The 25,001-nt window shown below is 52.4% G+C and carries 22 protein-coding genes; 17 read left to right on the forward strand and 5 right to left on the reverse strand.

Annotation, left to right across the window (positions count from 1 at the left end):
• Nucleotides 1-47: 47 nt before the first annotated feature.
• Nucleotides 48-515, reverse strand: a complete 468-nt coding sequence (locus ABID47_RS17505) for a DinB family protein (protein ID WP_076166093.1) — start codon at nucleotides 513-515, stop codon at nucleotides 48-50.
• 214 nt (nucleotides 516-729) lie between these two features.
• On the opposite strand from ABID47_RS17505, the gene ABID47_RS17510 reads away from it, so the two are divergent.
• From ABID47_RS17510 to ABID47_RS17520, 3 genes are all read left to right on the forward strand, one after another.
• Nucleotides 730-1,641, forward strand: a complete 912-nt coding sequence (locus ABID47_RS17510) for a LysR family transcriptional regulator (protein WP_354498578.1) — start codon at nucleotides 730-732, stop codon at nucleotides 1,639-1,641.
• 239 nt (nucleotides 1,642-1,880) lie between these two features.
• Nucleotides 1,881-2,678 carry a polysaccharide deacetylase family protein gene (locus ABID47_RS17515; protein WP_354498580.1) on the forward strand — a complete coding sequence of 266 codons (798 nt, stop codon included), beginning with the start codon at nucleotides 1,881-1,883 and terminating at the stop codon, nucleotides 2,676-2,678.
• A gap of 220 nt (nucleotides 2,679-2,898) precedes the next feature.
• Nucleotides 2,899-5,457: a glycosyl hydrolase family 95 catalytic domain-containing protein gene (locus tag ABID47_RS17520; protein WP_354498582.1), complete on the forward strand. Its 2,559-nt coding sequence runs from the start codon at nucleotides 2,899-2,901 to the stop codon at nucleotides 5,455-5,457.
• 147 nt (nucleotides 5,458-5,604) lie between these two features.
• Here the strand turns inward: ABID47_RS17520 and ABID47_RS17525 are convergent, their stop codons facing one another.
• Nucleotides 5,605-7,140 carry a sulfatase family protein gene (locus ABID47_RS17525; RefSeq protein WP_354498584.1) on the reverse strand — a complete coding sequence of 512 codons (1,536 nt, stop codon included), beginning with the start codon at nucleotides 7,138-7,140 and terminating at the stop codon, nucleotides 5,605-5,607.
• A gap of 118 nt (nucleotides 7,141-7,258) precedes the next feature.
• Between ABID47_RS17525 and ABID47_RS17530 the strand changes: the two genes are divergently transcribed.
• Nucleotides 7,259-8,134 carry an AraC family transcriptional regulator gene (locus ABID47_RS17530; RefSeq protein ID WP_354498586.1) on the forward strand — a complete coding sequence of 292 codons (876 nt, stop codon included), beginning with the start codon at nucleotides 7,259-7,261 and terminating at the stop codon, nucleotides 8,132-8,134.
• Nucleotides 8,135-8,217: 83 nt separating this feature from the next.
• On the opposite strand, the gene ABID47_RS17535 is transcribed toward ABID47_RS17530, so the two are convergent.
• Nucleotides 8,218-9,096 (reverse strand): LysR family transcriptional regulator, encoded by an 879-nt coding sequence (locus tag ABID47_RS17535; RefSeq protein WP_354498588.1) that lies wholly within the window; start codon nucleotides 9,094-9,096, stop codon nucleotides 8,218-8,220.
• Between the two features lie 148 nt (nucleotides 9,097-9,244).
• Between ABID47_RS17535 and zwf the strand changes: the two genes are divergently transcribed.
• From zwf to gndA, 3 genes are all read left to right on the forward strand, one after another.
• Nucleotides 9,245-10,768: a glucose-6-phosphate dehydrogenase gene (zwf, locus tag ABID47_RS17540; RefSeq protein WP_354498590.1), complete on the forward strand. Its 1,524-nt coding sequence runs from the start codon at nucleotides 9,245-9,247 to the stop codon at nucleotides 10,766-10,768.
• A gap of 64 nt (nucleotides 10,769-10,832) precedes the next feature.
• Nucleotides 10,833-11,498, forward strand: coding sequence for a fructose-6-phosphate aldolase (fsa, locus tag ABID47_RS17545; RefSeq protein WP_076166067.1), 666 nt, complete (start codon nucleotides 10,833-10,835; stop codon nucleotides 11,496-11,498).
• A gap of 30 nt (nucleotides 11,499-11,528) precedes the next feature.
• Nucleotides 11,529-12,947, forward strand: coding sequence for an NADP-dependent phosphogluconate dehydrogenase (gndA, locus tag ABID47_RS17550; protein WP_116230639.1), 1,419 nt, complete (start codon nucleotides 11,529-11,531; stop codon nucleotides 12,945-12,947).
• A 73-nt stretch (nucleotides 12,948-13,020) separates the two neighbouring features.
• On the opposite strand, the gene ABID47_RS17555 is transcribed toward gndA, so the two are convergent.
• On the reverse strand, nucleotides 13,021-13,446 hold the full coding sequence (locus ABID47_RS17555; RefSeq protein ID WP_354498593.1) for a hypothetical protein: 426 nt from the start codon (nucleotides 13,444-13,446) through the stop codon (nucleotides 13,021-13,023).
• A gap of 300 nt (nucleotides 13,447-13,746) precedes the next feature.
• Between ABID47_RS17555 and ABID47_RS17560 the strand changes: the two genes are divergently transcribed.
• Nucleotides 13,747-14,079, forward strand: a complete 333-nt coding sequence (locus tag ABID47_RS17560; protein WP_354498595.1) for an antibiotic biosynthesis monooxygenase family protein — start codon at nucleotides 13,747-13,749, stop codon at nucleotides 14,077-14,079.
• Nucleotides 14,080-14,232: 153 nt separating this feature from the next.
• The gene (locus ABID47_RS17565) at nucleotides 14,233-14,793 is read left to right on the forward strand and encodes a pyridoxamine 5'-phosphate oxidase family protein (RefSeq protein WP_354498597.1); all 561 of its coding nucleotides are present in this window, start codon (nucleotides 14,233-14,235) and stop codon (nucleotides 14,791-14,793) included.
• Between the two features lie 126 nt (nucleotides 14,794-14,919).
• Here ABID47_RS17565 and ABID47_RS17570 read toward each other — a convergent pair whose 3' ends face one another.
• Nucleotides 14,920-16,095 (reverse strand): ROK family protein, encoded by a 1,176-nt coding sequence (locus ABID47_RS17570; protein ID WP_354498599.1) that lies wholly within the window; start codon nucleotides 16,093-16,095, stop codon nucleotides 14,920-14,922.
• Between the two features lie 204 nt (nucleotides 16,096-16,299).
• On the opposite strand from ABID47_RS17570, the gene uxaC reads away from it, so the two are divergent.
• From uxaC to ABID47_RS17610, 8 genes are all read left to right on the forward strand, one after another.
• Entirely contained in the window at nucleotides 16,300-17,703 is a 1,404-nt protein-coding gene (gene uxaC, locus ABID47_RS17575; RefSeq protein WP_354498601.1) for a glucuronate isomerase, read from the forward strand.
• Nucleotides 17,704-17,721: 18 nt separating this feature from the next.
• Nucleotides 17,722-19,008 (forward strand): nickel pincer cofactor-dependent isomerase, group 22, encoded by a 1,287-nt coding sequence (locus tag ABID47_RS17580; protein ID WP_354498603.1) that lies wholly within the window; start codon nucleotides 17,722-17,724, stop codon nucleotides 19,006-19,008.
• Nucleotides 19,009-19,782, forward strand: a complete 774-nt coding sequence (locus tag ABID47_RS17585; protein ID WP_076166032.1) for an SDR family oxidoreductase — start codon at nucleotides 19,009-19,011, stop codon at nucleotides 19,780-19,782.
• Between the two features lie 26 nt (nucleotides 19,783-19,808).
• Complete coding sequence (larE, locus tag ABID47_RS17590; protein WP_354498605.1) at nucleotides 19,809-20,609, forward strand: ATP-dependent sacrificial sulfur transferase LarE; 801 nt, start codon at nucleotides 19,809-19,811, stop codon at nucleotides 20,607-20,609.
• A 27-nt stretch (nucleotides 20,610-20,636) separates the two neighbouring features.
• Nucleotides 20,637-21,395 carry a nickel pincer cofactor biosynthesis protein LarB gene (gene larB / locus ABID47_RS17595; protein WP_354498607.1) on the forward strand — a complete coding sequence of 253 codons (759 nt, stop codon included), beginning with the start codon at nucleotides 20,637-20,639 and terminating at the stop codon, nucleotides 21,393-21,395.
• On the forward strand, nucleotides 21,392-22,432 hold the full coding sequence (larC, locus tag ABID47_RS17600) for a nickel pincer cofactor biosynthesis protein LarC (protein ID WP_354498609.1): 1,041 nt from the start codon (nucleotides 21,392-21,394) through the stop codon (nucleotides 22,430-22,432). Before larB ends, larC begins: the two co-directional genes overlap by 4 nt.
• A gap of 28 nt (nucleotides 22,433-22,460) precedes the next feature.
• Entirely contained in the window at nucleotides 22,461-22,946 is a 486-nt protein-coding gene (larC2, locus tag ABID47_RS17605) for a nickel pincer cofactor biosynthesis protein LarC2 (protein ID WP_354498611.1), read from the forward strand.
• A 133-nt stretch (nucleotides 22,947-23,079) separates the two neighbouring features.
• Complete coding sequence (locus ABID47_RS17610) at nucleotides 23,080-24,462, forward strand: amidase (RefSeq protein WP_354498613.1); 1,383 nt, start codon at nucleotides 23,080-23,082, stop codon at nucleotides 24,460-24,462.
• Nucleotides 24,463-25,001 lie beyond the last annotated feature (539 nt).

Raw genomic sequence — 25,001 nt, forward strand, 5'->3', positions numbered from 1 at the left:
TGAGGCACATTTTTGCGCGAATGCAATCCGTTTTACAAGAAAGCCGGCTATTGTACCGCTTTTTGCTGGCTCGTAATCGTTCCCAGGTGGATAGCTTCGTGCATCAAGGCGAAGTTGAACAACTCGGCAGCGGTCGTGAATTCAAAGGGTCCCAACACGAACGGGGACTTCAGATCCTGCTGAAGCATATCCGGCGTAATCTCCGAAATCTGGGACAGCTGATTGGCAAGCTGCTGCACCAATTCTTCTTGGGATGGCGGAGCAATCGTCCAGTCGGCCGGCTTTGTACCGCTGTTGAACAACGTTTCGTAGGATGCTGGAATAGTCGACGCTGAACCGAAGCACAGCTGCTGATATCGATCGAGCCAAAATACGATATGACCGACGTTCCAGCGGATCGTATTTCGAAAACCTGCCGGCGTTATGTCGAAGAGCGATTCAGGTATGCCCTGTACCTGACCGATCACCAATTGATGCAGCACCTTGCCCGTATTCACGATAGATTGTGTACTCATTTGTAATTCCTCCTTAGTGGTTTGTGGGGTGGTTTATTTCGTTCTTGTTACCAAGTTTACCGGTCCAGACCATAAGCAACAATCACGTAATTCCGATGGTATGAATCGTTTTCACTAATGGATCTTTCATCGTATGGGAAATCCTTCCGTCCTCCGTTATACTGGATATAGAACTTAACATGGCAGCATACGAACCAATGGGAAGGAGACGTCCATGGAACTTCGACAGCTTGAATACTTTGCAGCGATATGTAAAGAAATGCATTTCTCCCGGGCCGCCGAGAACCTCTGCACGACACAGTCGAATTTGAGCCAGCAAATCAAGTTTCTGGAAAAGGAGCTAGGGATGCCTCTGTTTGACCGGATCGGCAAAAAGATTGCCTTAACCGATGCCGGCCGGATCCTGCTCGAACAGAGCCAGCTGATCTTTGAGAGGGTGGATTACATTCAAGGGGCCATCTCGGATCTGAAAAAAATGGAGGGCGGCAAGCTGGACATCGGCATTTTGCCAGGGGATGGGGACCTGCTGTTCGACGCGTTACTGCTTGATTTTCACCGGGCTTATCCCAAACTGTCCATTTCGGTCAGCGAAACGACGAACGTATATGAAGAGGTTTTGGCCGGGAACAGAGACTTGGGCGTCACGACGATGCCTGAGCGGCCCGACGACCGTATGGCCATCATCCCGCTGTTTCATGAGGAGTTTGCGCTTGCCGTCCGATCGGATCATCCCGCTGCCCGATTAAAGGCCATCCCCTTTGAACAGCTAAAAGAGCTGGATATGGTCACATTCGGCCCCGATCACCAGATCACGAAGCTGATTCGATCCTGCTGCCAGGAAAAAGGGATGGAGCTGCATCACGCGATGGTGACCTCGACGCTTTCGACGCTTATCTCTATGGTAGAGCAGGGAATTGGAGCATGCATTCTTCCCCGGTTGCTGCTCGACAACCTTGGCCGGGAACAAATCACCGCAGTCACGCTCTTGCATCCAACACCGAGCCAGGAGATCTGCATCATTTACCGGACGGATAAGTACTTGGGGAAGGCAGGCCGCATATTCATTGAGGCATTACAAGCTTACATACAACGCGTGATTGAAAGCGCAAACCGTTCACTTGGGTAGATGGGGTATCAAATGAAGTAGGGGGAGTCCCATTGGAAGCCTTTCATAATCAACCACAATCGGATTTTACAGGGATCAAGCTAGTGTTGATTTATGTTCTGAATGTGATGACAATGAACAAAATTCCTTGGACACGCAACACGCTTGCGGCTATGAAAATGAAGTTGGATCATCAGAAGCGAATTCATATGTACAAGTAAACGATTGTCACTATGCTTACCAAAGAGGAGAGACGACATATGCGCATCCAATTGGACCGTTTTCCTAACGGTGTGAATAAGGCGGTGACGCTCAGCTTCGACGACGGGCGGGACCATGACCGCAAATTAGTCGGTCTGCTGAACGACTATGGCCTCAAAGGGACGTTTCATCTGAACAGCGGTAATCTCGGCAAAGCAGGACATATTGACAAAACGGAAGTCGCGGCATTGTTTGAGGGGCATGAGGTTTCGGTTCATACGGTGGACCATCCCTTTCTGGAACAGACGCCCCCGGATCAAGTGCTGGAGCAGGTGGTGGCAGACCGCAAGGCATTGGAGGAGCTCGTCAACTATCCGGTCAAAGGGATGAGCTATCCGTTCGGCACCTACAGCGATCAGGTTGTGAACATATTGCGGTCCATCGGTATCGAATACGCCCGTACGGTGAACAGTCATGGCGGCTTTCATAAGCCGGAAGACTGGCTCCGCTGGCATCCGACCTGCCATCATAAGCAAATGGTCGAATACGTCGATCAATGGATTCATACGGAGCAGCGATATTCAAGAATGTCGCTTTTTTACGTCTGGGGCCACAGCTATGAATTCGACAACGACAATAACTGGGACTTGGTAGAGAGGTTCGGTGAGATGATCGGCGGCAAGGACGACATTTGGTACGCGACGAATGCGGAAATTTACGCCTATTGCAAGGCCGTGGAAGGACTCCGGTACTCTGCCGATTCACGCCTCATTCATAATCCGTCGGCCCAATCGGTATGGATCAGCGTAGATGGGGACCCGATCGAAGTCCGTTCCGGAGAAATCGTCCGTTTATAACCAGACTATATGAGTCAGACCCTTTTACGAGGAAGCCGTTAGGTACGGCTTTCTTTTTTGTTGCCACTCCAGGTTGGCCCGGATTGTCGTTTCGTAACAAATTCCATGTCCATCGTAACTTATTCATACTGGCAGCATCCCGCACACGATTAAGATAGACATGGATTCACCATTAGCCGTGATAGTTTAAGGCTATCACACACGCAGGGAGTGCAGGCCAGTGAAAAAAGCAGTGGGATCTCCAAACATCAGCATGCGTGAGCATGTCTCACGGGCGGATTTGCATTACCGTCATACCGTGGAGCGAAGTGAGGGCGGCCTTCCGCTCGGAAACGGCCGGATGGGCAGTCTCATCTGGACTTCCCCCTCAGCGCTCAAGTTTCAAATCAACCGGGCCGATGTGTATGCGAACGACAGCCGTACCAACAGCTTCAACCAGCGGCACTCGGATTATGCTTACGGCTGCGGCTTTGTCGATATCGATCTTGTGGATTATGGCGAAGATGTATTTAATGACAAAGGAATTCGCCAGCATCTAAGCCTGTATGACGCGACAGCAGCGATTTCGGGGATTGGGGTGGCGGCGGAGGCCTTTGCTGCGTCAGGGCATGATGTGTTCGGCGTCCGGATCCATGATCGGCGGCCGGTGCCTCAAGTGGTCAACATTAAGCTCAAAATGCTGCGCCCGGCAGAGGTCGTGACCAAAAACCACTCTGCTGTGTCACGCCTCATGATAAGGGACGGCATGATGGTGCTTCATCAGCAATTCCGCGAAGGCGACTATTTCTGCGCTTCAGCGGTCGTTATTGCGATAACGGGAAGGGACGCGCAGGTAAGGATGAACGACGAGTACGGCGGCCGGAAGCCAGTAGGCGCTTATCGGGAAAGTCTGGTCATCGGGCAGCCGAATGAGACGGAAATGCGCCTATGCGTCCAACCGGGAAACGGCAGTTTTGATATTTTTATGAGCAGCGCAGCCAGCTTTGATGAGCAGGAAGATGTCATCGGGGAAGCGATCCAAACGGTGCGGCATGCCATGCAAGCGGGATATGACGCGCTGCTGGCGGAGCATCGCAAGTGGTGGCATTCCTTTTGGGACAAATCATATATCCGCCTTCATAGCGAGGACGGGCGTGCCGAATTTGTCGAGCAGCATTACACGTATTATGTATACCTGATGGCATCCAATTCGCGGGGTTCACAATATCCTCCGAATTTCGGCGGCATGCTGCTCAGCCCGCGCGGAGATCTCCGGCATTGGGGAGCCATGCATTGGTGGAACAACATGAATTTGTATTATAACGCCGTGCTGCCAACCGGGCATAATGAACTGTTCCATCCGTATTTCAACATGTATTCAGCCATGTACGATTCGTGTGCAGCCGCCGCAAGGCAGCAGTGGGGAAGCCATGGCATTTATATTCCGGAAGTCGTGTCCTTTGATGGCGTTGAGGAGCTGCCGGAAGACATTGCCGAAGAAATGAGGGACCTCTATTTGCTGCGCAAGCCGTGGGAGCAAATGACCGATCGGTTTCGCGAGTATGCTTACTCCAAGCGGCCGCATGAGAGCCGTTGGAACTGGAAGTATCACGAAAAATATGTGGATGGCAGATTTACATACAAGGAACGAGGTTACGGCCCCTTTGGATTCACGACGCACATGTTCGCCACCCAGGTCGGGATTGCATACCACTACTGGTTGTACTATGAGTTCACCAAGGATGAAGAATGGCTGCGTGAGCGCGCATATCCGATCATCCGGGGCGTCGCCGAGTTTTTCCGCCACTATCCCAACCTGCGGAAGGATGAGGACGGACTGTATCACATGTATCATACGACCAGCGACGAAAAATATTACGGCGGCAAAGACACGATGGATTCGATGGCGGGCATGCATACAATCTTCCCGATCGTCCTGAGGGCTTCGGACCTACTCGGATTGGATCGCGATATCCGGCCGGCGTGGCAGGAGCTTTACGAGCATCTGGCCCCGCTTCCGCGAAGCGATCAAGCAGACGCCGTCCTGAAAACGGGAGAAGGGGAAGCGGCCGTATGGGTCGGCGCTCTCGGTCCGGTATTGGATCAGAAAAGCCATATCGACGTGAAGCCTGCCTATTTCGGCAGCCTGTGTTCACTAGAAACTGCCGTGAGTAACCCAGACATGTTTAAGACGACTATGGCGACGGTTCGGTACCAGGAGGAGCTTCTCGATCACGACTGGAGCCGGGCTGCCTCTGAAATGTCGGGGATGGCACGCGTCTTGGCCAATATGGGGCTTGCCGAGCCTTTTAAGCAGGTCGTGCTGGCCCAGTTGGAATGTGTCAACGCGGAGCGGGATTACTGCTATTTCAACGATACGGGCCGAATCAAATCGTTTGAAAACCGCTTGACCGTCAGGGAAGGGGTGAACTGCATCAGCATTCAGCGTCTTGGTAACGCCGCAGCTGCGCTGCAATCGGCGCTGTGCCAAAGCCAGCCTGCAGGCCCAGGCCAGGATTCGGTTATCCGTCTGTTCCCTGCATGTCCTGTGGATTGGGACGCCGAATTTTCGCTATGGTGTCCTGGTGGATTTAACGTCAAATCGGCTGTTCAGGGCGGCGATATACCATATGTAAGGATCACGTCTTCCCTGGGAGGAATATGCCGTATCCGGAATCCATGGGGAGAAGGCGAAGTACGCCTGCAGAAGGTAGGAGGCGAGGTTCACATGCTGGAAGGTTCGCTGCTCCAGTTTGAGACGGAGTTAGGTGATGAATTCGAACTGTATCCGAATCGATAAATGAGTTGGAAAAGGCCGATTCACAGCGATGTGAATCGGCCTTTTTGGATGTGCTGCTGTTACTTTTACTATCGAACGGTTCATAGGTTCATGAATTCCTTACGCCGTGCCAAGCATTCCCATCGTTTGGGTTGGGCCTGACAAGCCTTATGCTCCGGTAATTCTCGGCATCGGCATGGACTCTTTGCCGAGCTCCGCCCAGGCATATTTAAGCAGAAGTTCGGTTTTGAGCGGCGCATGCTCCGGATCGTCCCATAAATTGTTCAGCTCTCCGGGGTCTTCCTGCAGATCGAAGATTTCACCGTAGGTCTGGTTGTAGTAGACTGTGATTTTATAACGCTCGTCGACGTACGTTTTTTGGTGGATGGTGGTCGGTTCATGCCTGAACTCACAGATAGCGTGATCCCGCGCCTGTGCGGTTTCGCCGAGCCATACCTTTTTCTGGTCGATGCCCGTCATGGCATAAGGAACCGGCAGATCGCACAGGGACAAGAAGGTCGGAGCCAGGTCCACCAAAGATTGAATGGCGCTGCTCCGCTTGCCGGCCGGCACTTCACCGGGATACCGGACAATAAACGGCAGCTTGATCAAGTCCTCGTAATGAAACCCGCCCTTGGCCTGCAGACCGTGCTGTCCGAAGAAATGCCCGTGATCCGTCGTAAAGACGACGATCGTGTTATCGGCCATTCCCAGTTCCTCCAGCTTATCGAGAATATGCCCGATGTACTTATCCATCATGCTGATCATGCCGTAATAGACGGCGACCAGCTTTTTCTTGTCATACTCCGTCAATCGCTTCCTGCTGCCGTACTCGTAATAATGATGCGAACGGTAACCGTGGATGCCATGACCCGTTTCCTGCAGGTCCGTGAAGTCGGGTTGCTCTTCCTGCGTTTTGGCAAAATGTGGCGGGTTACGGTCATGTTCGCCCGGAACCATCTCGGGAATGGTGAGCTGCTCGGGATCGTACATCGTATCCCATGGCTGGGGAACGAGGTATTCCGGGTGCGGGTCGAAGAAGCTGGACCACAGGAAAAAGCTTTCGTCGTTTTCATGATATTGTTCCAGTAAAGCATTGGTCCGTTCGGCGATCCAGGTGTTGTAATGGTACTCTTCGGGAATCGGCCATTTATATGTTTGATCCCGGTCCATGGTACCTGTCGGCGGCAGGAAATAGTCTCTCCAGTTATGGCAGCCTTTTTCTTCCATCCACAGCGCATAATGCTGCCCGACATGGGCTTCATTGGTGTGATTCCGTGCCAGCTCCACATGCTCAAAACCGTAGAAACCGTCTTTGTAATTTTTCCAATACTCCAAATCCTGAAGAACGGGATAGGCTTCAAGCGACGGAAATTCCTCGGTCGATGTGAGCGGCTGAAAATGTGCTTTACCGATCAGCCCGGTCCGGTAACCGGCTTGCTTGAAATCTTCGCCTACCGTATGGCGGTCCTCCAGCAATTTGGTGCCGAGCGTCCACGCGCCATGCTGGCTCGGGTACATGCCGGTAATGATCGAGGCACGGCTCGGCGTGCAGGTCGGATTGGGGCAATACGCCCGGTCGAACGTCGTCCCTTCCCGGACAAGCCGGTCCAGATTCGGGGTATGTATTTCAGGATTAAAGGCGCCAATCGTATTCCAGTGCTGCTGATCGCTGGTAATTAACAAAATATTAGGTTTCTTCATCCGTCAACCTCCTCGAACTGATTATATGTAAAGGGGTGCCCAAAGAGAATGGCGTATTGTATGATAGATTTATCATTTTGTCAGTTCATGTAAGGAAGATGGGGAGGGTGAGAACGTTATGCTGCAGGAGTATGACCACGAATTCGCGGAGTTTTTATATTACACGCCGACCAGGATCGACAAAGGTACCCCGTTCTGGCTGGTCAGGGCGGGTCAGAGTACAGCCAAGCCGGGATACCGGATCGGTCCGCGCAGAATTGAATGTTACAGTATTCATTTTGTCAGGGCAGGCAGCCTGATGGTTGAATATGAGGGGCACACTTACAGGCTCAAGACAGGGGATGCCTTTTGCATGTATCCGAACCGCACCTATATGTATTACAAGCCGGAAGACGATCATTCTCTGCAGTTAACATGGCTGGCCATGGATGGACCGGGCATGGAACCGATGCTGAATCTGGCAGGCTTTCATCCGGATGTACCCTGCTCCAGAGGGCTGTGGAGTCCAGAGGTAGCGAACTTGATCCGGCGTCTGTTTGCGGAGTGGAAGGATGGGAAGACGGATCAGGTCGCCGCCGCCCTGAACCTGAAAGGACTGCTGTACCAGGTGTTATCCCAGCTGATCGCAAGCGCCAAAGCCGTGGACGAGCCTCATCGTCCTGCTGCGACAACGATAAAAAATAGTAAAGCATCCCAATGGACCGAGTACATCGAATGGCATGCCGCCGAGGGGATCACCGTACAGCAAGTAGCCGAGTATGCTGGCCTGAACCGTACCTATTTTTCGACACAGTTTACGAGGTTTGTAGGCATGACGCCAGCCGAGTATATTGCCAAGGTCAAGATGGACAAGGCCAAGCAAATGCTGTCCGGGACGTCGGCTGCCGTTACGGAGATCGCTTATTCCCTTGGGTATCCGACCCTGTTTGCATTTACCCGTGCTTTTAAAAACTACTGTTCGATGTCCCCGTCAGCGTACCGGAAGCAGCACTGAATTGAAGAACGGATGATGCGTTAAAGGACGCCATTTGCATTGGCGTCCTCTTCACCTTGCTCTTACTATTGTCTTACACCCGGCTAATGAACCACCTCGATAAATCTTGTCGCCGCCGCCGATATCGGCATGTTACGCATCACCATAAGGCCCACCTTGGAAGGAGGGATCTCCACATCCAGCTCAATTTCAAAGAGAGAGCCTTCCTTCAGCTCTTTGGCTACAAATTCCCGCGTGACATACGAAATGCCCAGTCCACGCTTGGCGAATTCGATCAGCAAATCGACGCTTCCCACCTCGATGTCGGGCTTCAGCTCGTGTCCGTATTTTTCAAACAGCTCTGTGATGGCCATACGCACCCGGCTGTTCCGTGAGAACAGAATAACGGGATATTCCATCAGCTGTTCCATGGACAGCGCCTGCCCTTTCAGCTCCTCATACCGTTCGCCCGCCACAAAGCAGTCCTGCAGCTCAATGCTTTCCGTTACCTCCAGCTGCGAGTCGAAGATCGGCATTCGGACAACGCCAAGGTCGATCCGTCCCTCCTTTAGATAGGAGATCACTTCCGGTGTCGTGCCGTGATTCAGGTGCAGCTTGATTCCCGGATACTTGACGTGAAAGTCCTCGAGAAAAGGAAGCAGGTAGTGCTTGAACAACGAATCGCTTCCGCCGATCCGCAGCTCGCCGCTGTCCAAATTTTTGAGCGCCACCATTTTTTCTTCAGCGAGCGTAATGAGAATTTGCGACTGCTCTATATAGGAAAATAAAATCTTGCCTTCCTGCGTCAGGCTTACACCTTTGGAGTTGCGGTAAAACAGCGTAACGCCGATCCGCTCCTCCAGCTGTTTGATGGCATGGCTGACGCTTGGCTGAGTCAGGTACAGCGCCTTGGCGGCCTGCGTTAAACTTCCTGTCTTTGCGGCCCAATAAAACACTTTATACAACTCGTAATTGTTAGTCATAGATATGGTCTATATCTCCTCAGAAATATATTGATTACATGTATGGCACATATTTGTATTATAGTGAATCCAAGACACAGAAACCAGAGCTTTTTCGACAGAATGAGAAGTGGAAGTCGCGGAGCTTTGAAAGGAAGGAGCAATTGAGATGAATCCTACAACTTTTGTATTGTTTGGAGCGACTGGCGATTTGGCCAAGCGCAAAATATACCCTGCTCTGTATCATTTATATATCCACGGAAAGCTTCCGGAAGCTTTCTCCGTGATCGGCCTCGGCCGTAAAGAAATGACGGATGAAACGTTCAAGGCTCACGTCAAGCAGTCGCTGTACGATTTTTACCGGCTGAACGTGAAAGAGGACGATTCCCTGCAGTCCTTCCTGGGACTCTTTGGCTTCAACATCCTGCACATCGATGACACGGATCATTTCGTCCGGTTAAAAGACCGGGTAGAGGCTTGGGAGCAAGGAATCGGCGGAGCATCGAACCGCTTGTTCTACTTGTCCGTTGCGCCGAACTTCTTCGGCACCATCGCCTCCCAGATCGAAAACAGCGGCCTTGGCAGCGTAACGGGCTGGAAGCGCCTCGTGATCGAGAAGCCGTTCGGCCATGACGTCGCTTCGGCCCGTGAGCTGAACGACCAGCTGAGCCAAGCTTTTGCGGAAGAAGAAATTTACCGGATCGACCATTACCTCGGCAAATCCATGGTGCAGCGGCTTGAAGCATTGAAGCAGGCGAATCCTGTTATTCAGGCGCTGTGGACGAACCGCTTTATCGCCAACGTCCAAATTACGGCTGACGAGACCGTAGGCGTTGAGGAGCGCGCTGGATACTACGACAAAGCCGGTGCCCTGCGGGATATGTTCCAGAACCACATGATGCAGCTGCTCATGATGCTGACCATTCACGCGCCGCACAACATGGCTTCGGCAGAGAACGTCCAGCTCAAGAAGAAGCAGGTGCTTGAAGCACTGGACCCGCTGCAAAAGCAGGATGTGTTTACCAACATCGTGCGCGGACAATACACAGCCGGATCGATTCAAGGCAAACCGGTTCCTGCATACACAGCTGAGCCCGGCATTTCCGAAGGTTCGACGAACGATACGTTTATCGCGGCCAAGCTGCACATCGATAATTACTACTGGCGCGGCGTTCCGTTCTATATCCGGACAGGTAAACGTCTGGCATCGAAGAGTACGCGCATCGTGATCGAATTCAAGGAACCGCTCACCACGGCGACTCAAGCAGAGCAGGCAACCGCACCGAACCTGCTGGTCATCGAGATCGGGCCAAAAGAAGGCATCACGCTTCAGCTGAATGCGAAGGACCCGGATCATCCGAACGGCTTTAAACCGGTATACATCGATATGTATCCGGACCGCAAAGAAGCCCAGGAAGCGTACGAAACGCTGATTCACGATGCACTGAACGGAGATTCGACGTTCTTCGTCCATTGGGATGAGGTCGACCTGTCCTGGCAGTGGGTGCAGCCGATCCTGGAAGCCTTCGCTGCTAATGAGGTGCCGCTGCATCCTTACGCTGCCGGTTCGCACGGTCCGGAAGCGGCCCATGAGCTGCTTGCCGCAGACGGATTCCACTGGTGGTTCGATGAGGAAGACGAAGCCGGAAAGGCTGCTTCCGAGCCGCTTGTCGAGCAAGTTACCGCCAGCTGATTTTGGGTTCTATGCTCGGTTTACCGAGCCAATCATATATTGAACATTCACAGGAGGTTGTAAGATGAAATTTTTTATTGATACTGCCAATCTGCAGGATATTCAATCCGCCTACAAAATCGGGGTTCTGTCCGGAGTCACCACGAACCCGTCCCTGGTTGCCAAGGAAGGCGTGAAATTCGAAGACCGGATCGCCGAGATTTGCCAGGCTGTGCCGGAAGTGGAGTCCGTGTCGGCGGAAGTGACGCCGGATGCGGAAACCGCTGAGGAAATGATTGCCCAGGCGAACGAGCTGATCAAGATCAACAACAACGATGAGAAAATCACGATCAAGCTGCCGATGACCCTTGCCGGTCTGGAAGCCTGCCGTTATTTGTCCCAAAAAGGGGTCAAAACGAACGTGACCCTGATCTTTACCGTGAATCAGGCGCTGCTGGCCGCCCGTGCCGGGGCAACATACGTATCGCCGTTCCTGGGTCGTCTGGACGATATTTCTGAAGACGGCGTCCTTCTGGTGGACAAAATTGCGCAGCTGTTCCGCACGCATAACCTGGACACGCAAATTATTGCAGCTTCGGTACGCCACCCGGATCACGTCACCCGCGTCGCCATGGCCGGCGCGCACATTGCGACCGTTCCGTTCGGCGTGATTGCACAAATCGCCAAGCACCCGTTGACGGACCAAGGTTTGGTTAAATTTGCAGCCGACTGGAAAAGCAGCGTCAAGTAAAAAGAGAGAGATCTGGAGGAGAGAGAAACGATGAGCAAACAGCAAATCGGTGTGGCCGGTCTTGCCGTCATGGGCAAAAACCTGGCTTTGAATATGGAAAGCAAAGGCTTTGCGGTCGCTTTATATAACCGTTCGCCGGAAAAAACGAAAGAACTGCTCGCCGAAGCCGAAGGAAAAAACTTTGTCGGTACATTCAGCATCGAGGAGTTTGTGCAGTCGCTGGAAACCCCGCGCAAAATCATGATGATGGTCAAAGCCGGCGGACCGACGGACGCGCTGATCGAGCAGCTCGTTCCGCATTTGGAAGAAGGAGACATCCTGATTGACGGTGGGAACGCCTTCTTCCCGGACACCGAGCGAAGATACCGGGAGCTTCAGGCGAAGGGCATCCGCTTTATCGGAGCCGGGGTATCCGGCGGCGAAGAAGGAGCCCTGAAAGGACCGGCTATTATGCCTGGCGGCCAGAAGGACGCCTACGAGCTCGTTGAACCGATTCTTACGGCCATTTCGGCCAAAGTCAACGGAGATCCTTGCTCAACGTACATCGGCGAAGGCGGGTCCGGCCATTATGTAAAAATGGTCCATAACGGCATCGAGTACGGCGATATGCAGCTGATCGGCGAAGCTTATCACCTGCTGAAGGATGTGCTGGGACTCGGCACGGAAGAGCTGCATGACATTTTCACCGAGTGGAATCGCGGGGAGCTGGACAGCTATCTGATCGAGATTACCGCTGATATTTTCTCCAAGAAAGATCCGGACACCGGCAAACCGATGGTTGACGTCATCCTGGATGCGGCGGGACAGAAGGGAACTGGGAAATGGACGAGCCAAAGCTCGCTGGATCTCGGCGTGCCGCTGTCCATCGTGACCGAATCGGTATTTGCCCGCTTCTTGTCCGCAATGAAGGAAGAACGCGTGGAGGCAAGCAAAATCCTCAAAGGGCCGCACACTGCTCCGTATGAAGGGGATGAGCGGGAGTTCGTGGAAGCCGTACGCAAGGCGCTGTATGCCAGCAAAATCAGTTCGTACGCCCAAGGCTTCGCGCAGCTCCGTGCTGCCTCCGAAGAGTTTAACTGGAATCTGAACTTCGGCAGCATCGCGATGATTTTCCGAGGCGGCTGCATCATCCGTGCCCGCTTCCTGGAAAACATCAAGCAGGCCTATGATAAAAATCCGGAGCTGAAAAACCTGCTTCTGGACGATTACTTCGGCTGGGTCGTTACCAACTACCAGGATGCTTGGAGAAACGTTGTGTCCGTTGCCATGCAGCGCGGCATTCCGGTTCCGGCCTTCGCTTCCGCACTGGCTTACTACGACAGCTACCGTACGGAGCGTCTGCCGGCCAACCTGCTGCAAGCGCAGCGCGACTACTTTGGCGCGCATACGTTCCAACGTGTCGACAAAGAAGGCACCTTCCATTTCCAATGGATCGAGTCCGAAGAATAACCGGTTGTGGATAATAAGAAAACGTTCCGATGCGAGAGCATCGGAACGTTTTTTTGTTCAAAGGAGCGAAACCCTATTCATCGAGCGAGCCAGTATCATACACGACTTGCCCTTGAGCGTTATATCCGGTGAATCGCATTGGCGGGTTTTGCGGTTCATCCAAAAGCACATACCAGTATACGGTGCCGTCGGATGAATGGATCAACTGGGCTTCGGTTTTTACTTTGCGTGTCTCCACGACGACGCTCAGAATGTCCTTGTTATTGACAGTTCCGACAAACATCGGGCTAAGCTCATTCAGGTTGCAGTAGCTCCAGTCGATATCCTGCTCAGGATCGATATCTGTGTATGTGCCGACGATCCAAGTCCAACTTTGACGGTTGTGCTTCAGAAGGCCGACGTTATATTGATTGTCATTACTATAGAACACCACACTATGCTTATTGTCTGTATCAAAGGTTTTTAAAATGTCGTCATAAGGGATGTTTGATTTGTGCATCGCTTCTTCTATCGTTGATGGGGAATTTGAACAGCCCGCAATCAGTACGAAACATAACAATAGGATACATCTGATTTTCATTCGTCACGTCCTTAACCCGAGATCACAGTGAACACACATTTTTCACTTCAATAGTAAAACGCAGTATTTCGCGGTTTAGTTGGAGCGATAAATACATATTTTTGTTTAAGCATCCGATTTCTGTTCGCCCAGCATCTCCATAAGTTGAAACATTCATTTTATTTATTGTAAGTGGCTCGGTATAATGCAAATAGAATGATGGATAAGGGGAGAACGAGGATGGGAGCTATTGCAAAAACGCCGCAACCGCCGTATTATGCGGTCATTTTTACTTCGGAAATGTCTGAAGGAGAGAATAGAGGGTACGGTAAAATGGGAGATAAGATGGTCGAGCTCGCTTCGAACCAGCCGGGTTTTCTCGGAGTCGAAAGCGTTCGGGGAACGGATGGGGTCGGAATTACCGTCTCGTATTGGGAGTCACTTGAGGCGATCAAGGCCTGGAAGGAGAATTCCTTGCACAGGGTAGCTCAGGATAAAGGGAAGAGCGAATGGTACGCACGGTTCGGTCTGCGGGTGAGTAAGGTCGAGAGGGACGATTTTATGAATATCTAATTTGTAATTAACCCGGTCTGAATGGCAGATCCCATTGCAAAAACTCTCATAACTTTAATGTATGATTTCGCGGTAAAAATATATTTTTAATATACAGCGGATTAACATACAATGAATTTAATTAAGCGACAGAGTACGAGTGGGGGGATTCAAATGGGCAAACAATTTCCGGCTATGCTGCCTGAGCATATGGATTTTATCCGAAAGCAGCATATGTTTTTCGTTGGTACGGCGCCGTTATCACAGGAAGGGCACGTCAACTTGTCGCCAAAAGGTTATGACACGTTCCGGATCTTGTCCGAGAACCGGGTCGCGTACCTGGATTTGACCGGAAGCGGCAATGAAACGAGTGCCCACCTGGAAGAAAACGGCCGCATCACGATCATGTTCTGCGCGTTTGAGGGACCGGCGAACATCATGCGCCTGTACGGAACCGGGGCGGTGATTTTACCGGAGAGCAGGGAGTGGGAGACATTATACCCTTTGTTTGATCCGATGCCCGGAGCGAGACAGATCATCACGATCGATGTGCATAAAGTGCAGACGTCCTGCGGTTATGCGGTTCCCTTCATGACTTATGAAAAGGAAAGGGACACGCTGAATCGGTGGGCAGAGCATAAAGGCGAACAAGGGCTTCACGACTACTGGCAGGAGAAAAACAGGAGCACGATCGACGGACTGCCGACTCCTTTAGGCAGACGGCTGGGGTTATAGCCTAGTATAAAAACGCAAAATCAAATAACCGATAACGCAAAACAAGCCGCGATGGATCCGGGCTTGTTTTTTTGTATAGGCCGTTTTGTTGTATCGGGCATCATCGTTCCATTTTCATACCCGTAATCAATCAGCAAGGCCGTCGCCGGAGGGCAAACTAAGCACAGGCACGTTCAGAAAACGGGAAATCGCCAGTGCACAGGCACCCATGACGCAGGATTTCCGCCCCATGCCCGACAGTGTGATCTCCCGGTAATGGCTGATTTGGGAGTGGAGTTGATGATGGATCCTCTGCAGTGCATCGGGAACCATTCGCAGCAGCTCACTGTCGATAACGATAACGTCCGGATTGTACATATTGATGACATTGTTCAGCCCGATCGACAGGTAATAGACGAATTGATTCAACGCGTCAAGCACTTGTTCATCGCCTTCGGCAATGCGCCGGCTGATCCACTCCATATCCGAGGCGTCACCAGGTTCGGCCGCAAGGATGTTCCGGAGCACGCTTGTTTCCGAAGCATATTTCTCCCAGCAGCCGCGGTTGCCGCAAGCGCAGGGCTCTCCGCCGGGAACGACGATCATATGGCCGATTTCGCCGGCAAAGCCTTCATGGCCGCGAAAAAACTTGCCGTCCATGATCATGCCGAGCCCAATGCCGGAATACAGCGTTACACAGAGCAGGTTGTCGGTCGTATGGTGAGCGTACGCCCGCTCGGCAAAAGCGCTGAGGTTCGCGTTGTTTTCCAAATGGACAGCCGCACCGACTGCACGTTCCAGATCCCGCTTCAAGTCAACGTCCTGCCATTGGAAGCGGGGCACGAATTTGATTGTCTCTTCATTGGAGACGAGTCCGTGGATCGCCAATACGATGCCGACCATCCCGTAGCGGCTGCCCGCGCATCGGCTTTGATAACCGCGGATCGCGGAGGCCAGCAGCTGTACGATATCCTCATAGGCTTCCGATTGAATTGGAATGATTTCGGTTGTGACCGGATGACCGGTTAAATCGGATAACATGAATGTCGCGTGTCCTGCGTCCAGGTCAATGCCGAGCGCATATCCTGCCTGGGCGTTCAGGGAGAGCATAATCGGTTTGCGTCCGACAGGGTTGTGCTCCAGCTCGGTTTCGACGACCAGTTCTTCTTCCAGCAAATCTGCGACCTGCGCGGAGATCGTTGCCCGGGTCAAGGCCGTAATCTTGGACAGATCCGCTCTGGAAATTTTTCCCTCCTTCATTATTTCCCGTATAATCAACGCCCGGTTGATCTTTTTAATATAAGAGGCGTCTCCGGTTACCATTTGTTTCCTCCAATTTTAGAACGTCATGAAAATTCAGCATAAACCATATTGTAACACGAACCCGCCTCGCCCGCTCATAAATTACCCGATTGACAAAGGCGTGGGGAGTTGGTACAGTACGAATATATTTTGTAAGTTTAATAAACAAATTAAAAAATGTAAAGGGTTTCATACCAATTAACGATCCTTGGAGAGGAGAACAGGATGAGCCAATTTCTCGATTCGGAATTTTTGCTGGATACCCCTGCGGCGGTTCGGTTATATGAAAAGGCGGCTGCCGATTTGCCGATCTTTGATTTTCACTGCCATTTGGACCCGAAGGAAGTATGGGAGAACAAGCCATGGGCCAATATTACGCAGCTGTGGCTGGGAGGCGACCATTATAAGTGGCGTACGATGCGGATGCACGGCATCGGTGAGCAGCTGATTACAGGCGATGCGGAGGATTGGGATAAATTTATGGCCTGGGCGGAGACGGTTCCGCACCTGATCGGCAACCCGCTGTACCATTGGACGCATTTGGAGCTCAAGAACGTGTTCGGCATCGAACAAATCCTGAGCCCAGCCACGGCCCGCGATATATGGGAGGCGTGCAACGCCAAGTTGCAGCAGCCCGATTTTCTGCCGAGGGCGCTGATTGCCAGAGCCCGGGTGAAATTTATCGGCACGACCGACGACCCGCTGTCCCCGCTGGAATATCATGAGCGGCTGGCTGCCGATGGCAGCTTTCAAACCATCATCGCCCCGACGTTCAGACCGGACGGAGCATTATATATCGAGCGCCCCACATACACCGAATGGGTACATAAGCTCGGGGAGATTACAGGCCAAACCATCGGTTCCCTGGATGCCTTCCTGAACGCGCTTCAACGGCGCGTGGATTACTTCGATGAGCATGGCGGACGTGCGTCCGACCATGATATCCCGTACCTTGATTTCGCAGACGTCACAAAGGAAGAAATCGTTCCTATTTTTAATAAAAGATTGAACGGTGAAGAATTGTCAGGCGCTGAGATTAACGCATACCGCTCTTTCCTGCTGAAGGAGCTCGGCAAAATGTACGCCGGCAAGCAGTGGGTCATGCAGCTGCATATGGGCGCGCTCCGCAACACCAATACAAAGATGAAAAACCGCATCGGTGCGGATACCGGTTTTGACTCTGTGGGAGAAACGAACCTTGCGCAGGGTCTCGCTCGCTTCCTTGATGCATTGGATCAGGAAGACGCCCTGCCGAGAACGGTGCTGTTCAATTTAAATCCGAAAGACAATGCCGTCCTGGCCGCGATGACAGGCAACTTTTATGAGGAAGGGGTGCCGGGCAAAGTCCAGTTCGGGTCTGGCTGGTGGTTCAACGATCATATAGATGGTATGGAAAAGCAGATGAAGGACCTGGCGAATGTCGGTCTGCTCAGTCATTTTATCGGCATGCTGACCGATTCGCGCAGTTTCCTATCCTATGCCCGGCACGAATACTTCCGGCGCATTCTTTGCAATCTTCTCGGAGCTTGGGTGGAGAAGGGGCTCGTGCCGGATGATATGGAGGCTCTGGAACGGATGGTTCGAAACATCGGTTACGGCAACGCTGAAGCCTATTTCATGAAACGATAACGGGGGAGGGGAAAGCGCATGGGTATTTTGCAGGAGCTTCTGAAGGACATTCCGATTCCGAAAATGGCCAAGGTCAACGTGCGGTTCAACGATGAACAGATCGTGGACCTGGGCAGCGACCTTGGAGCCAAGCTGCGTGAGCCGCACATTATGGAGAAGGTCAAGCCCGGCATGGAAATCGCGATCGCTGTCGGCAGCAGGGGTCTTGACCGCATTGTGGAGCTAACCGCCGTGACCGTCAAAGTATTGAAGGAAGCGGGGGCTAAGCCGTTTATTGTGCCGAGCATGGGCAGCCACGGAGGTGCCACGGCGGAAGGGCAGCGGGAGGTGCTGGCGCATCTGGGCGTCACGGAAGAGAGCGCAGGCTGCGAAATCCGCTCCTCGATGGAAGTCGTTCAGCTCGGCGCACTGCCGAACGGACTTCCGGTGTATTTGGATAAATACGCCGCCGCGGCGGACGGCATCGTCGTTATTAACCGCATTAAGCCGCATACGGCTTTTCGGGGACCGGTGGAGAGCGGCATCATGAAAATGATCAGCATCGGCCTTGGCAAGCAGAAAGGGGCGGAGGCCTGCCACCAGCTAGGGTTTAAATATATGGCTGAGAATGTTCCGGCCATGGCCAAAATGATCATGGAGAAGAAACCGGTCCTGTTCGGGGTAGCGACAATCGAAAATGCGTTCGACAAGGTTGCGGTCGTTGAGGTACTTACGCCGGAGGAGATTACCGACAAGGAACCGCAGCTGCAGCTTCAGGCAAAGGAACTGCTGCCAAAGCTGTTTTTTGACCAGCTGGAAGTGCTGATCATTGACGAGATCGGCAAAAACATCAGCGGCGACGGCATGGATCCGAACATCACGGGCCGATATCCGACGCCTTATGCGCACGGAGGGCCCGATGTCAACAAAATGGTCGTTCTGGATTTGACGCCGCAAACCGAAGGGAATGCAAACGGGGTGGGCACGGCGGACTTTACGACGCAGCGGCTTGTCGACAAGATGGATTTGGAGGTTACTTACGCCAACGGGCTGACGTCCACCGTCGTCGCGCCGACGAAGATCGCCACGACGCTGCCGAATGACAAGGAAGCGATTCAGGCGGCGGTGAAAACGAGCAATGTGCTGGATTTTAACAAGGCGAAAATCGTCCGGATCAAAAATACGCTCGTTCTGAGCCAAATCGAGGTGTCTGAAGCGCTGTTCGAATATGTGAAGCAGCATCCGCAAATGGAGCTGGCCTCGGAGCCGTATGATCTGCCTTTTGACGAGCACGGAAATTTACCGAAAACGGAGGAGAGTCACTAGATGACGACGAGTTTGTTTGATTTAACGGGGAAAACGGCGGTAGCCGTCGGCGGCAATAGCGTGCTCGGCTCGGCGATTGCCGAGGGCTTTGCCGAACACGGCGCCAAGGTGGCAATTGTCGGGCGGAACCTGGACAAAGCGGAGGAAGTCGTAAGCGTCATCCGGAGCCAAGGCGGGGAAGCGAAAGCATTCCAGGCGGATGTGGGCTCGCGCGAGTCCCTGGTCCAAGCGGCTGCGGACATCGAAGCATGGTCTGGCGGATGGGACATTCTGCTCAACGCTCCGGGTACGAACAGCACCACTCCCTTTTTCGAGCTGGAGATGGAAGAATGGGACCGCATTATGGACGTGAACCTGAAGGGCATCGTGCTTACCTGCCAAATTTTCGCCAAGCGCATGGTCGAGCAGAAACGGAAGGGGAGCATCATCAACATCTCGTCGGTGTCCTCAACGACGCCGCTCTCCAAGGTGTTTACGTATTCGGTATCCAAAGCCGGATTGAACAGCGTCACCCAATTCCTGGCCCGGGAGCTTGCGCCGGAGGGGATCCGCGTGAACGCGATCATTCCGGGATTTTTCCCAGCTGTGCAGAACCAGAAAATATTAAGCCCGGAACGGGTCGAATCGATCATGCGGCATACGCCGATGAACCGATTCGGTACGCCGGATGAATTAAAAGGGGCAGCGATCCTGCTTGCTTCAGATCAGGCTTCAAGCTTTATTACCGGTTCGATGATCCGGGTGGATGGCGGGTTCGGCAGCATGACGATTTAATGGCCATACGGGAAGGAGGCAGGACAATGCTAACCGAAAAATATGAGAAACTGCAGTCCATCCTGCGGGAACTAAATTCAGTTGTCGTGGCATTTTCAGGAGGGGTGGACAGCACCTTTCTGCTTAAAGCGGCTGTCGATACGCTCGGCCCGGATCAAGTACTGGCGGTGACCGCAGATTCGGAAACGTATCCGTCAACAGAGCTTGCAGAAGCGAGGGAACTGGCCGAATGGATCGGAGCGCGGCATCAGGTCATTGAAACCTCCGAGCTGGCGATTCCCGGATATGCTGAAAACACGAAAAACCGCTGCTATTTTTGCAAAAGCAGTCTTTTCGACCATTTGGTTCCCGTACTGACGGAGCAATCCTATAAAAATATCGTTTACGGCGTCATTGCCGACGACATGAATGAGTTTCGGCCCGGCATGCAGGCGGCAAAGGAAAGGGGCATTCGCGGACCGCTGCTGGAAGCCGGACTGTATAAGGATGAAATCCGCGAGCTGTCCAGAGGCTACGGCCTGCCCACTTGGGATAAGCCTTCTTTTGCCTGCTTGTCCTCGAGAATCGCTTATGGGGAACGGATTACCAAGGAGAAGCTGAGCAAGGTTGAAAAAGCGGAGGCCTATTTGAAATCGCTCGGCATCCGCCAGGTACGGGTACGCACGCACCAGGACACGGCGCGGATCGAAGTGGAACCGAAGGACATGCAGACCGTTCTGGAGCAGCACTCCCAAATATCCGGCAGGCTGCAGGAGTACGGCTACAAGTACGTAACGCTTGATCTGGTGGGCTATCAGAGCGGCAGCATGAACAAGGTTTTGGCATAACGAAAGCTCTGGAAGGGGATGAGAACTTTGTTGGACGACGTTCTGGAGCAAGTACGCAGCGGAGCCCTGAGCGTGGAGGAAGCCAAAGCGCGGCTGGCGGCATTTGAGGATCTCGGCTTTGCCAAGGTTGACCACCAGCGCAGTAAACGGCAGGGTTTCCCTGAGATCGTCTATGGGGAAGGCAAAACGGCGGATCATATCATTTCGATTGCCTGCGCTCTGCAAGCCCGTGGCAGCAGCGTCCTGGTCACACGCGTGGACAAGGAAAAAGCCGAGACAGTGCTGCGGGCGTGTCCGGATTACAGTTATCACGAGGCGGCAAGGGTCTTGTACTGGAAAAAGGAACAGATGCCCGCTGACGATTCGCAAGGGTATGTCGCTGTGATTGCGGCGGGAACCTCGGATCTGCGCGTGGCGGAGGAGGCGGCGGTAACGGCCGAAGTGCTAGGCAGCACGGTCCACCGGATCTATGATGTGGGTGTTGCGGGGATCCACCGCTTGTTCAGCCATTTGGAGGAAATCCAGCAGGCGACGGTTTCTGTCGTGGTGGCCGGGATGGAAGGGGCACTCCCCAGCGTCGTAGGCGGCCTGGTCTCCCATCCGGTCATCGCAGTACCTACCAGTGTAGGGTATGGGGCTCATTTTCAAGGCTTGTCGGCGCTGCTGACGATGCTGAATTCGTGTGCCTCAGGCATCAGCGTGGTGAATATCGACAACGGATTCGGCGGAGGTTATAACGCCGCGCTGATTCATCAGCTTGTACATAGAGGGGGAACACGAATTTGAAAACGCTATACCTTGACTGCTTTTCAGGCATCAGCGGGGATATGTTCATCGGTGCGCTGCTGGATGCCGGCGGCGATGCGCAGCGGATGCAGACGGAGCTGCAGAAATTAAACATCGAAGAAGAATATACGCTGCAGTGGAGCAAGGTGAACAAGAACGGGATCACCGCGACCAAATTTGACGTGCATTTGCAAGAAGCGCACGAGAAAGATCACGTTGAACATCATCATGTGGATGAACATTCCCAAGCGGATCTTGAGGCAGAGGAAGGTTCAGGCGAAGTTCATCTCGAGCATGATGTAGTGCATTCCCACAGCCACAGCCATAGCCATGAACATGGTCACGACCACAGTCACGAACAAAATCATCGACATGACCACAGCCACGATCATGTGCACGATCACCATCACGACCACGTGCACGATCATCACGAGCATGTCCACCAACATCATGCCCACCATCCTCACGACCATGCACATCACCATCATAGCCATGATCATTCGCATAGTCACAGCCATCATCACCATCATCATCGGGCATACAAGGATATCGTTCAAATGATTGAAGCGGCCGGTTTTGAGGAGCCAGTACGCGACACGGCGCTCCGTATTTTCAAGATCATTGGGGAGGCTGAGGGAAAGATACATGGCGTTCCGTTAGACGACGTTCATTTTCACGAAGTAGGCGCAGTAGACTCCATCGTCGATATTGTCGGCGCCTCGATTTTGATTCATCAAATGGGTATCGAAGCGATCCATTCCTCGCCCGTGCCCGTCGGTATGGGCAAAATCCGGATCGACCACGGTATTTACCCGGTGCCTGCGCCTGCGACGCTGGAGATTCTGAAGGGCGTACCGCTGGAAGCGGCGGATGTCCGCTTTGAGCTGACGACACCGACCGGTGCGGCGATCGTATCGGTGCTGGCGCAGCAGTACGGGCCCATTCCGTCTATCAAGGTGACCGCCGTCGGTTACGGAGCAGGGACCAAAACGTTTGCCGACCGGCCGAACGTGCTGCGTGTCATCGTAGGCGAATAACGCTCTTGATCCGAAAGGAGTCTGTCTTATGAAATCCGAGCTGCCCCCAAATCATGAACATGTCGATCAAGACATGGTAAAGATGGAAGTCAACTACGACGACGTTTCGGGTGAATGGCTGGGCTACGTGATGGACCTTCTGCTCGAAAATGGCGCAAACGACGTGTTCTATACCCCCATTTATATGAAAAAAAACCGGCCGGGAACGATGCTTCAGCTTCTATGCGCCAAAGAAAAGATCGACCGGATGAAAGAAATCATTTTTCGCGAGACGACAACGCTTGGCATCCGGTATTATCCGCTCACGGTGCATCGTCTGGAACGAACGTTTACTCAGGTCCCAACAGAATGGGGAGCCGTTACCGTAAAATTGGGTATTCATAACGGGGAGACCGTTCAATGCGCCCCGGAGTTTGAGGATTGCAAACGAATAGCCAAAGAGAACAGGATCCCGATCAAGTCTGTTTACGAGCAAGTATGGAAATCCGCCGGGTTCCTGCCTACCAATTCGTGATGTTTAAGAATTACCTTTTATTGGCAAAATCCCCATACGTTCTCTAGCATTTCCGCATAGCTTAGTAGAGAACTGGACATGAAAGCTTCCCGAAAGGGAAGTTTTCGTTTGTCTGACTAAGAAAGGAGAATGAATGATGGGGAGAAAAACGATTCAGGAAATTCAATCCGGGTACAAAACAGGCTCTTGGACGACGCTGGACATAACGAAGTATTATTTGAAACGGATTAAAAAGAAAGATCCTGCACTCAATTCATATATTACGGTAGCTAAGGATCGGGCCACGGGAGAAGCCAAACGGCTCGAAGCCAAATCCTCATCGGGAGAGCAGACCGGTCTCCTGTACGGAATTCCGCTTTCCTATAAGGATAATATCGATACGAAAGGCATCCGCACCACTTACGGCTCCTCAATTGACGCCAATCACATACCAGACAAGAATGCTGCCATCGTCCAGCGGCTGCTGCTGCAGGACTCGATCCTCCTGGGTAAAAACAATCTGCATGAATACGCCCTCGGCGTCACATCAAATAACCCGCATTACGGTCCTGTGCACAATCCATGGAATCACGAGTACACGCCGGGTGGCTCCAGCGGCGGATCGGCTGCGGCGGTAGCCGCTGATTTGACGGCAGCTTCCATCGGGACCGATACGGGCGGCTCCGTTCGGATTCCGGCGGCATCCTGTGGCGTTGTCGGGTTAAAACCTACGTATAACAAAGTACCCACTGAGGGCGTATTTTACGTTTCTTGGACTCTGGATCATGTTGGGCCGATCACGGCCAATATGACCGACTTGGCAATCCTGTTCGGTGCCATGACGAAGCAGTCCTATCTGCCATATCTGAATCAAGACATCCGGGGGCTTCGTGTCGGCGTGCCGACCAGCTACTTTAACGAACACATCGACCCGGAAACCTATGCGTTGTATCTTCAATCACTGGAGGCGCTGGAGTCGCTCGGTGCCATTCTCATTGATACGGACGTCTCCTTTGTGGAAGGGAACAGCGAGGTTTCGTTGACCATCGCCGCTTCGGAGGCCGGTTATGTCCACAAAAGCCGGATGGAATGCTGCTTATCGCAATATGGAGCGGATGCCAGAGCCTTTTTGGAATCGTCCCGGGATATCACCTCGCTGCAGTATATCGAAGCGCTGAAGACAAAAGAGATGTATATGAACATGTTCGATCAATTGTTCCGTGAACGCATTGATGTGCTGGCCACACCGACGATCCCGATCCCTGCGCGGAAAATCGGCGTGGACGAAGTCCATTTTGGCGATTATACGGAAAGCGTGTTTGACGCAATGACCCGTTATACAGGCCTGTTCAACATGGTGGAGGTTCCGGCTCTGTCCATTCCTTGCGGGCTGACAAGCGAAGGGCTTCCCGTCGGACTGCAGCTCGTGGCCCGAAAGGATCGGGAAGATTTGCTGATTCGAGCCGGATACGCTTATGAGCAGGACCAGCTGAAGGAATTCTACCGTCTCCGGGATCAGATCTGCGCAGGATACTAATCAAGCAATTGAGTGGGGAACACTGTCTGCACTGCCGTGCAGCGGTGTTCCTTTCTTATTTTCTGTTCATCCGTAATTCCGGAAATATTAGAAATCTCTCGTTTACCGAATTTTTCAAGCTGTTCTGACCATACTAAAAACTGTATCGATGAAATTTCAAAGTAGTCAGACCGCGTTTAGAGGAAGTTTTTAGTGCGATATAAGGGAGTCGATCCAACGAAGCCAACACTGTTCTTATATCTAACTAAAACTGTATCGATGAAATTTCAAAGTAGCCAGACCGCGTTTAGAGGAAGTTTTTAGTGCGATATAAGGATGCAAGTCTCTGATGCCTACACATTCTTATATCTAACTAAAAATGTATATTGATGTACCATCTAAGAAGCCAGACCGCGTTTAGCGGAAGTTTTTAGTGCGATATAAGGATGCCGAGTCTCTGATGCCTACACATTCTTATATCTAACTAAAACTGTATCGAAGTAACTCCTAAGGAAATTTATATTGCGATACTAAAAAAATTATATTTTGCCACCAGTATG

The sequence above is a fragment of the Paenibacillus favisporus genome, assembly GCF_040545415.1.
Lineage (GTDB): Bacteria > Bacillota > Bacilli > Paenibacillales > Paenibacillaceae > Paenibacillus_AQ > Paenibacillus_AQ favisporus.

Coding starts and splice junctions, on each gene's coding strand:
- ABID47_RS17505 (WP_076166093.1), bottom strand. CDS start 515: ATGAGTACACAATCTATCGTGAATACGGGCAAGGTGCTGCATCAATTG.
- ABID47_RS17510 (WP_354498578.1), top strand. CDS start 730: ATGGAACTTCGACAGCTTGAATACTTTGCAGCGATATGTAAAGAAATG.
- ABID47_RS17515 (WP_354498580.1), top strand. CDS start 1,881: ATGCGCATCCAATTGGACCGTTTTCCTAACGGTGTGAATAAGGCGGTG.
- ABID47_RS17525 (WP_354498584.1), bottom strand. CDS start 7,140: ATGAAGAAACCTAATATTTTGTTAATTACCAGCGATCAGCAGCACTGG.
- ABID47_RS17530 (WP_354498586.1), top strand. CDS start 7,259: ATGCTGCAGGAGTATGACCACGAATTCGCGGAGTTTTTATATTACACG.
- ABID47_RS17535 (WP_354498588.1), bottom strand. CDS start 9,096: ATGACTAACAATTACGAGTTGTATAAAGTGTTTTATTGGGCCGCAAAG.
- zwf (WP_354498590.1), top strand. CDS start 9,245: ATGAATCCTACAACTTTTGTATTGTTTGGAGCGACTGGCGATTTGGCC.
- fsa (WP_076166067.1), top strand. CDS start 10,833: ATGAAATTTTTTATTGATACTGCCAATCTGCAGGATATTCAATCCGCC.
- gndA (WP_116230639.1), top strand. CDS start 11,529: ATGAGCAAACAGCAAATCGGTGTGGCCGGTCTTGCCGTCATGGGCAAA.
- ABID47_RS17555 (WP_354498593.1), bottom strand. CDS start 13,446: ATGCACAAATCAAACATCCCTTATGACGACATTTTAAAAACCTTTGAT.
- ABID47_RS17560 (WP_354498595.1), top strand. CDS start 13,747: ATGGGAGCTATTGCAAAAACGCCGCAACCGCCGTATTATGCGGTCATT.
- ABID47_RS17565 (WP_354498597.1), top strand. CDS start 14,233: ATGGGCAAACAATTTCCGGCTATGCTGCCTGAGCATATGGATTTTATC.
- ABID47_RS17570 (WP_354498599.1), bottom strand. CDS start 16,095: ATGGTAACCGGAGACGCCTCTTATATTAAAAAGATCAACCGGGCGTTG.
- uxaC (WP_354498601.1), top strand. CDS start 16,300: ATGAGCCAATTTCTCGATTCGGAATTTTTGCTGGATACCCCTGCGGCG.
- ABID47_RS17580 (WP_354498603.1), top strand. CDS start 17,722: ATGGGTATTTTGCAGGAGCTTCTGAAGGACATTCCGATTCCGAAAATG.
- ABID47_RS17585 (WP_076166032.1), top strand. CDS start 19,009: ATGACGACGAGTTTGTTTGATTTAACGGGGAAAACGGCGGTAGCCGTC.
- larE (WP_354498605.1), top strand. CDS start 19,809: ATGCTAACCGAAAAATATGAGAAACTGCAGTCCATCCTGCGGGAACTA.
- larC2 (WP_354498611.1), top strand. CDS start 22,461: ATGAAATCCGAGCTGCCCCCAAATCATGAACATGTCGATCAAGACATG.
- ABID47_RS17610 (WP_354498613.1), top strand. CDS start 23,080: ATGATGGGGAGAAAAACGATTCAGGAAATTCAATCCGGGTACAAAACA.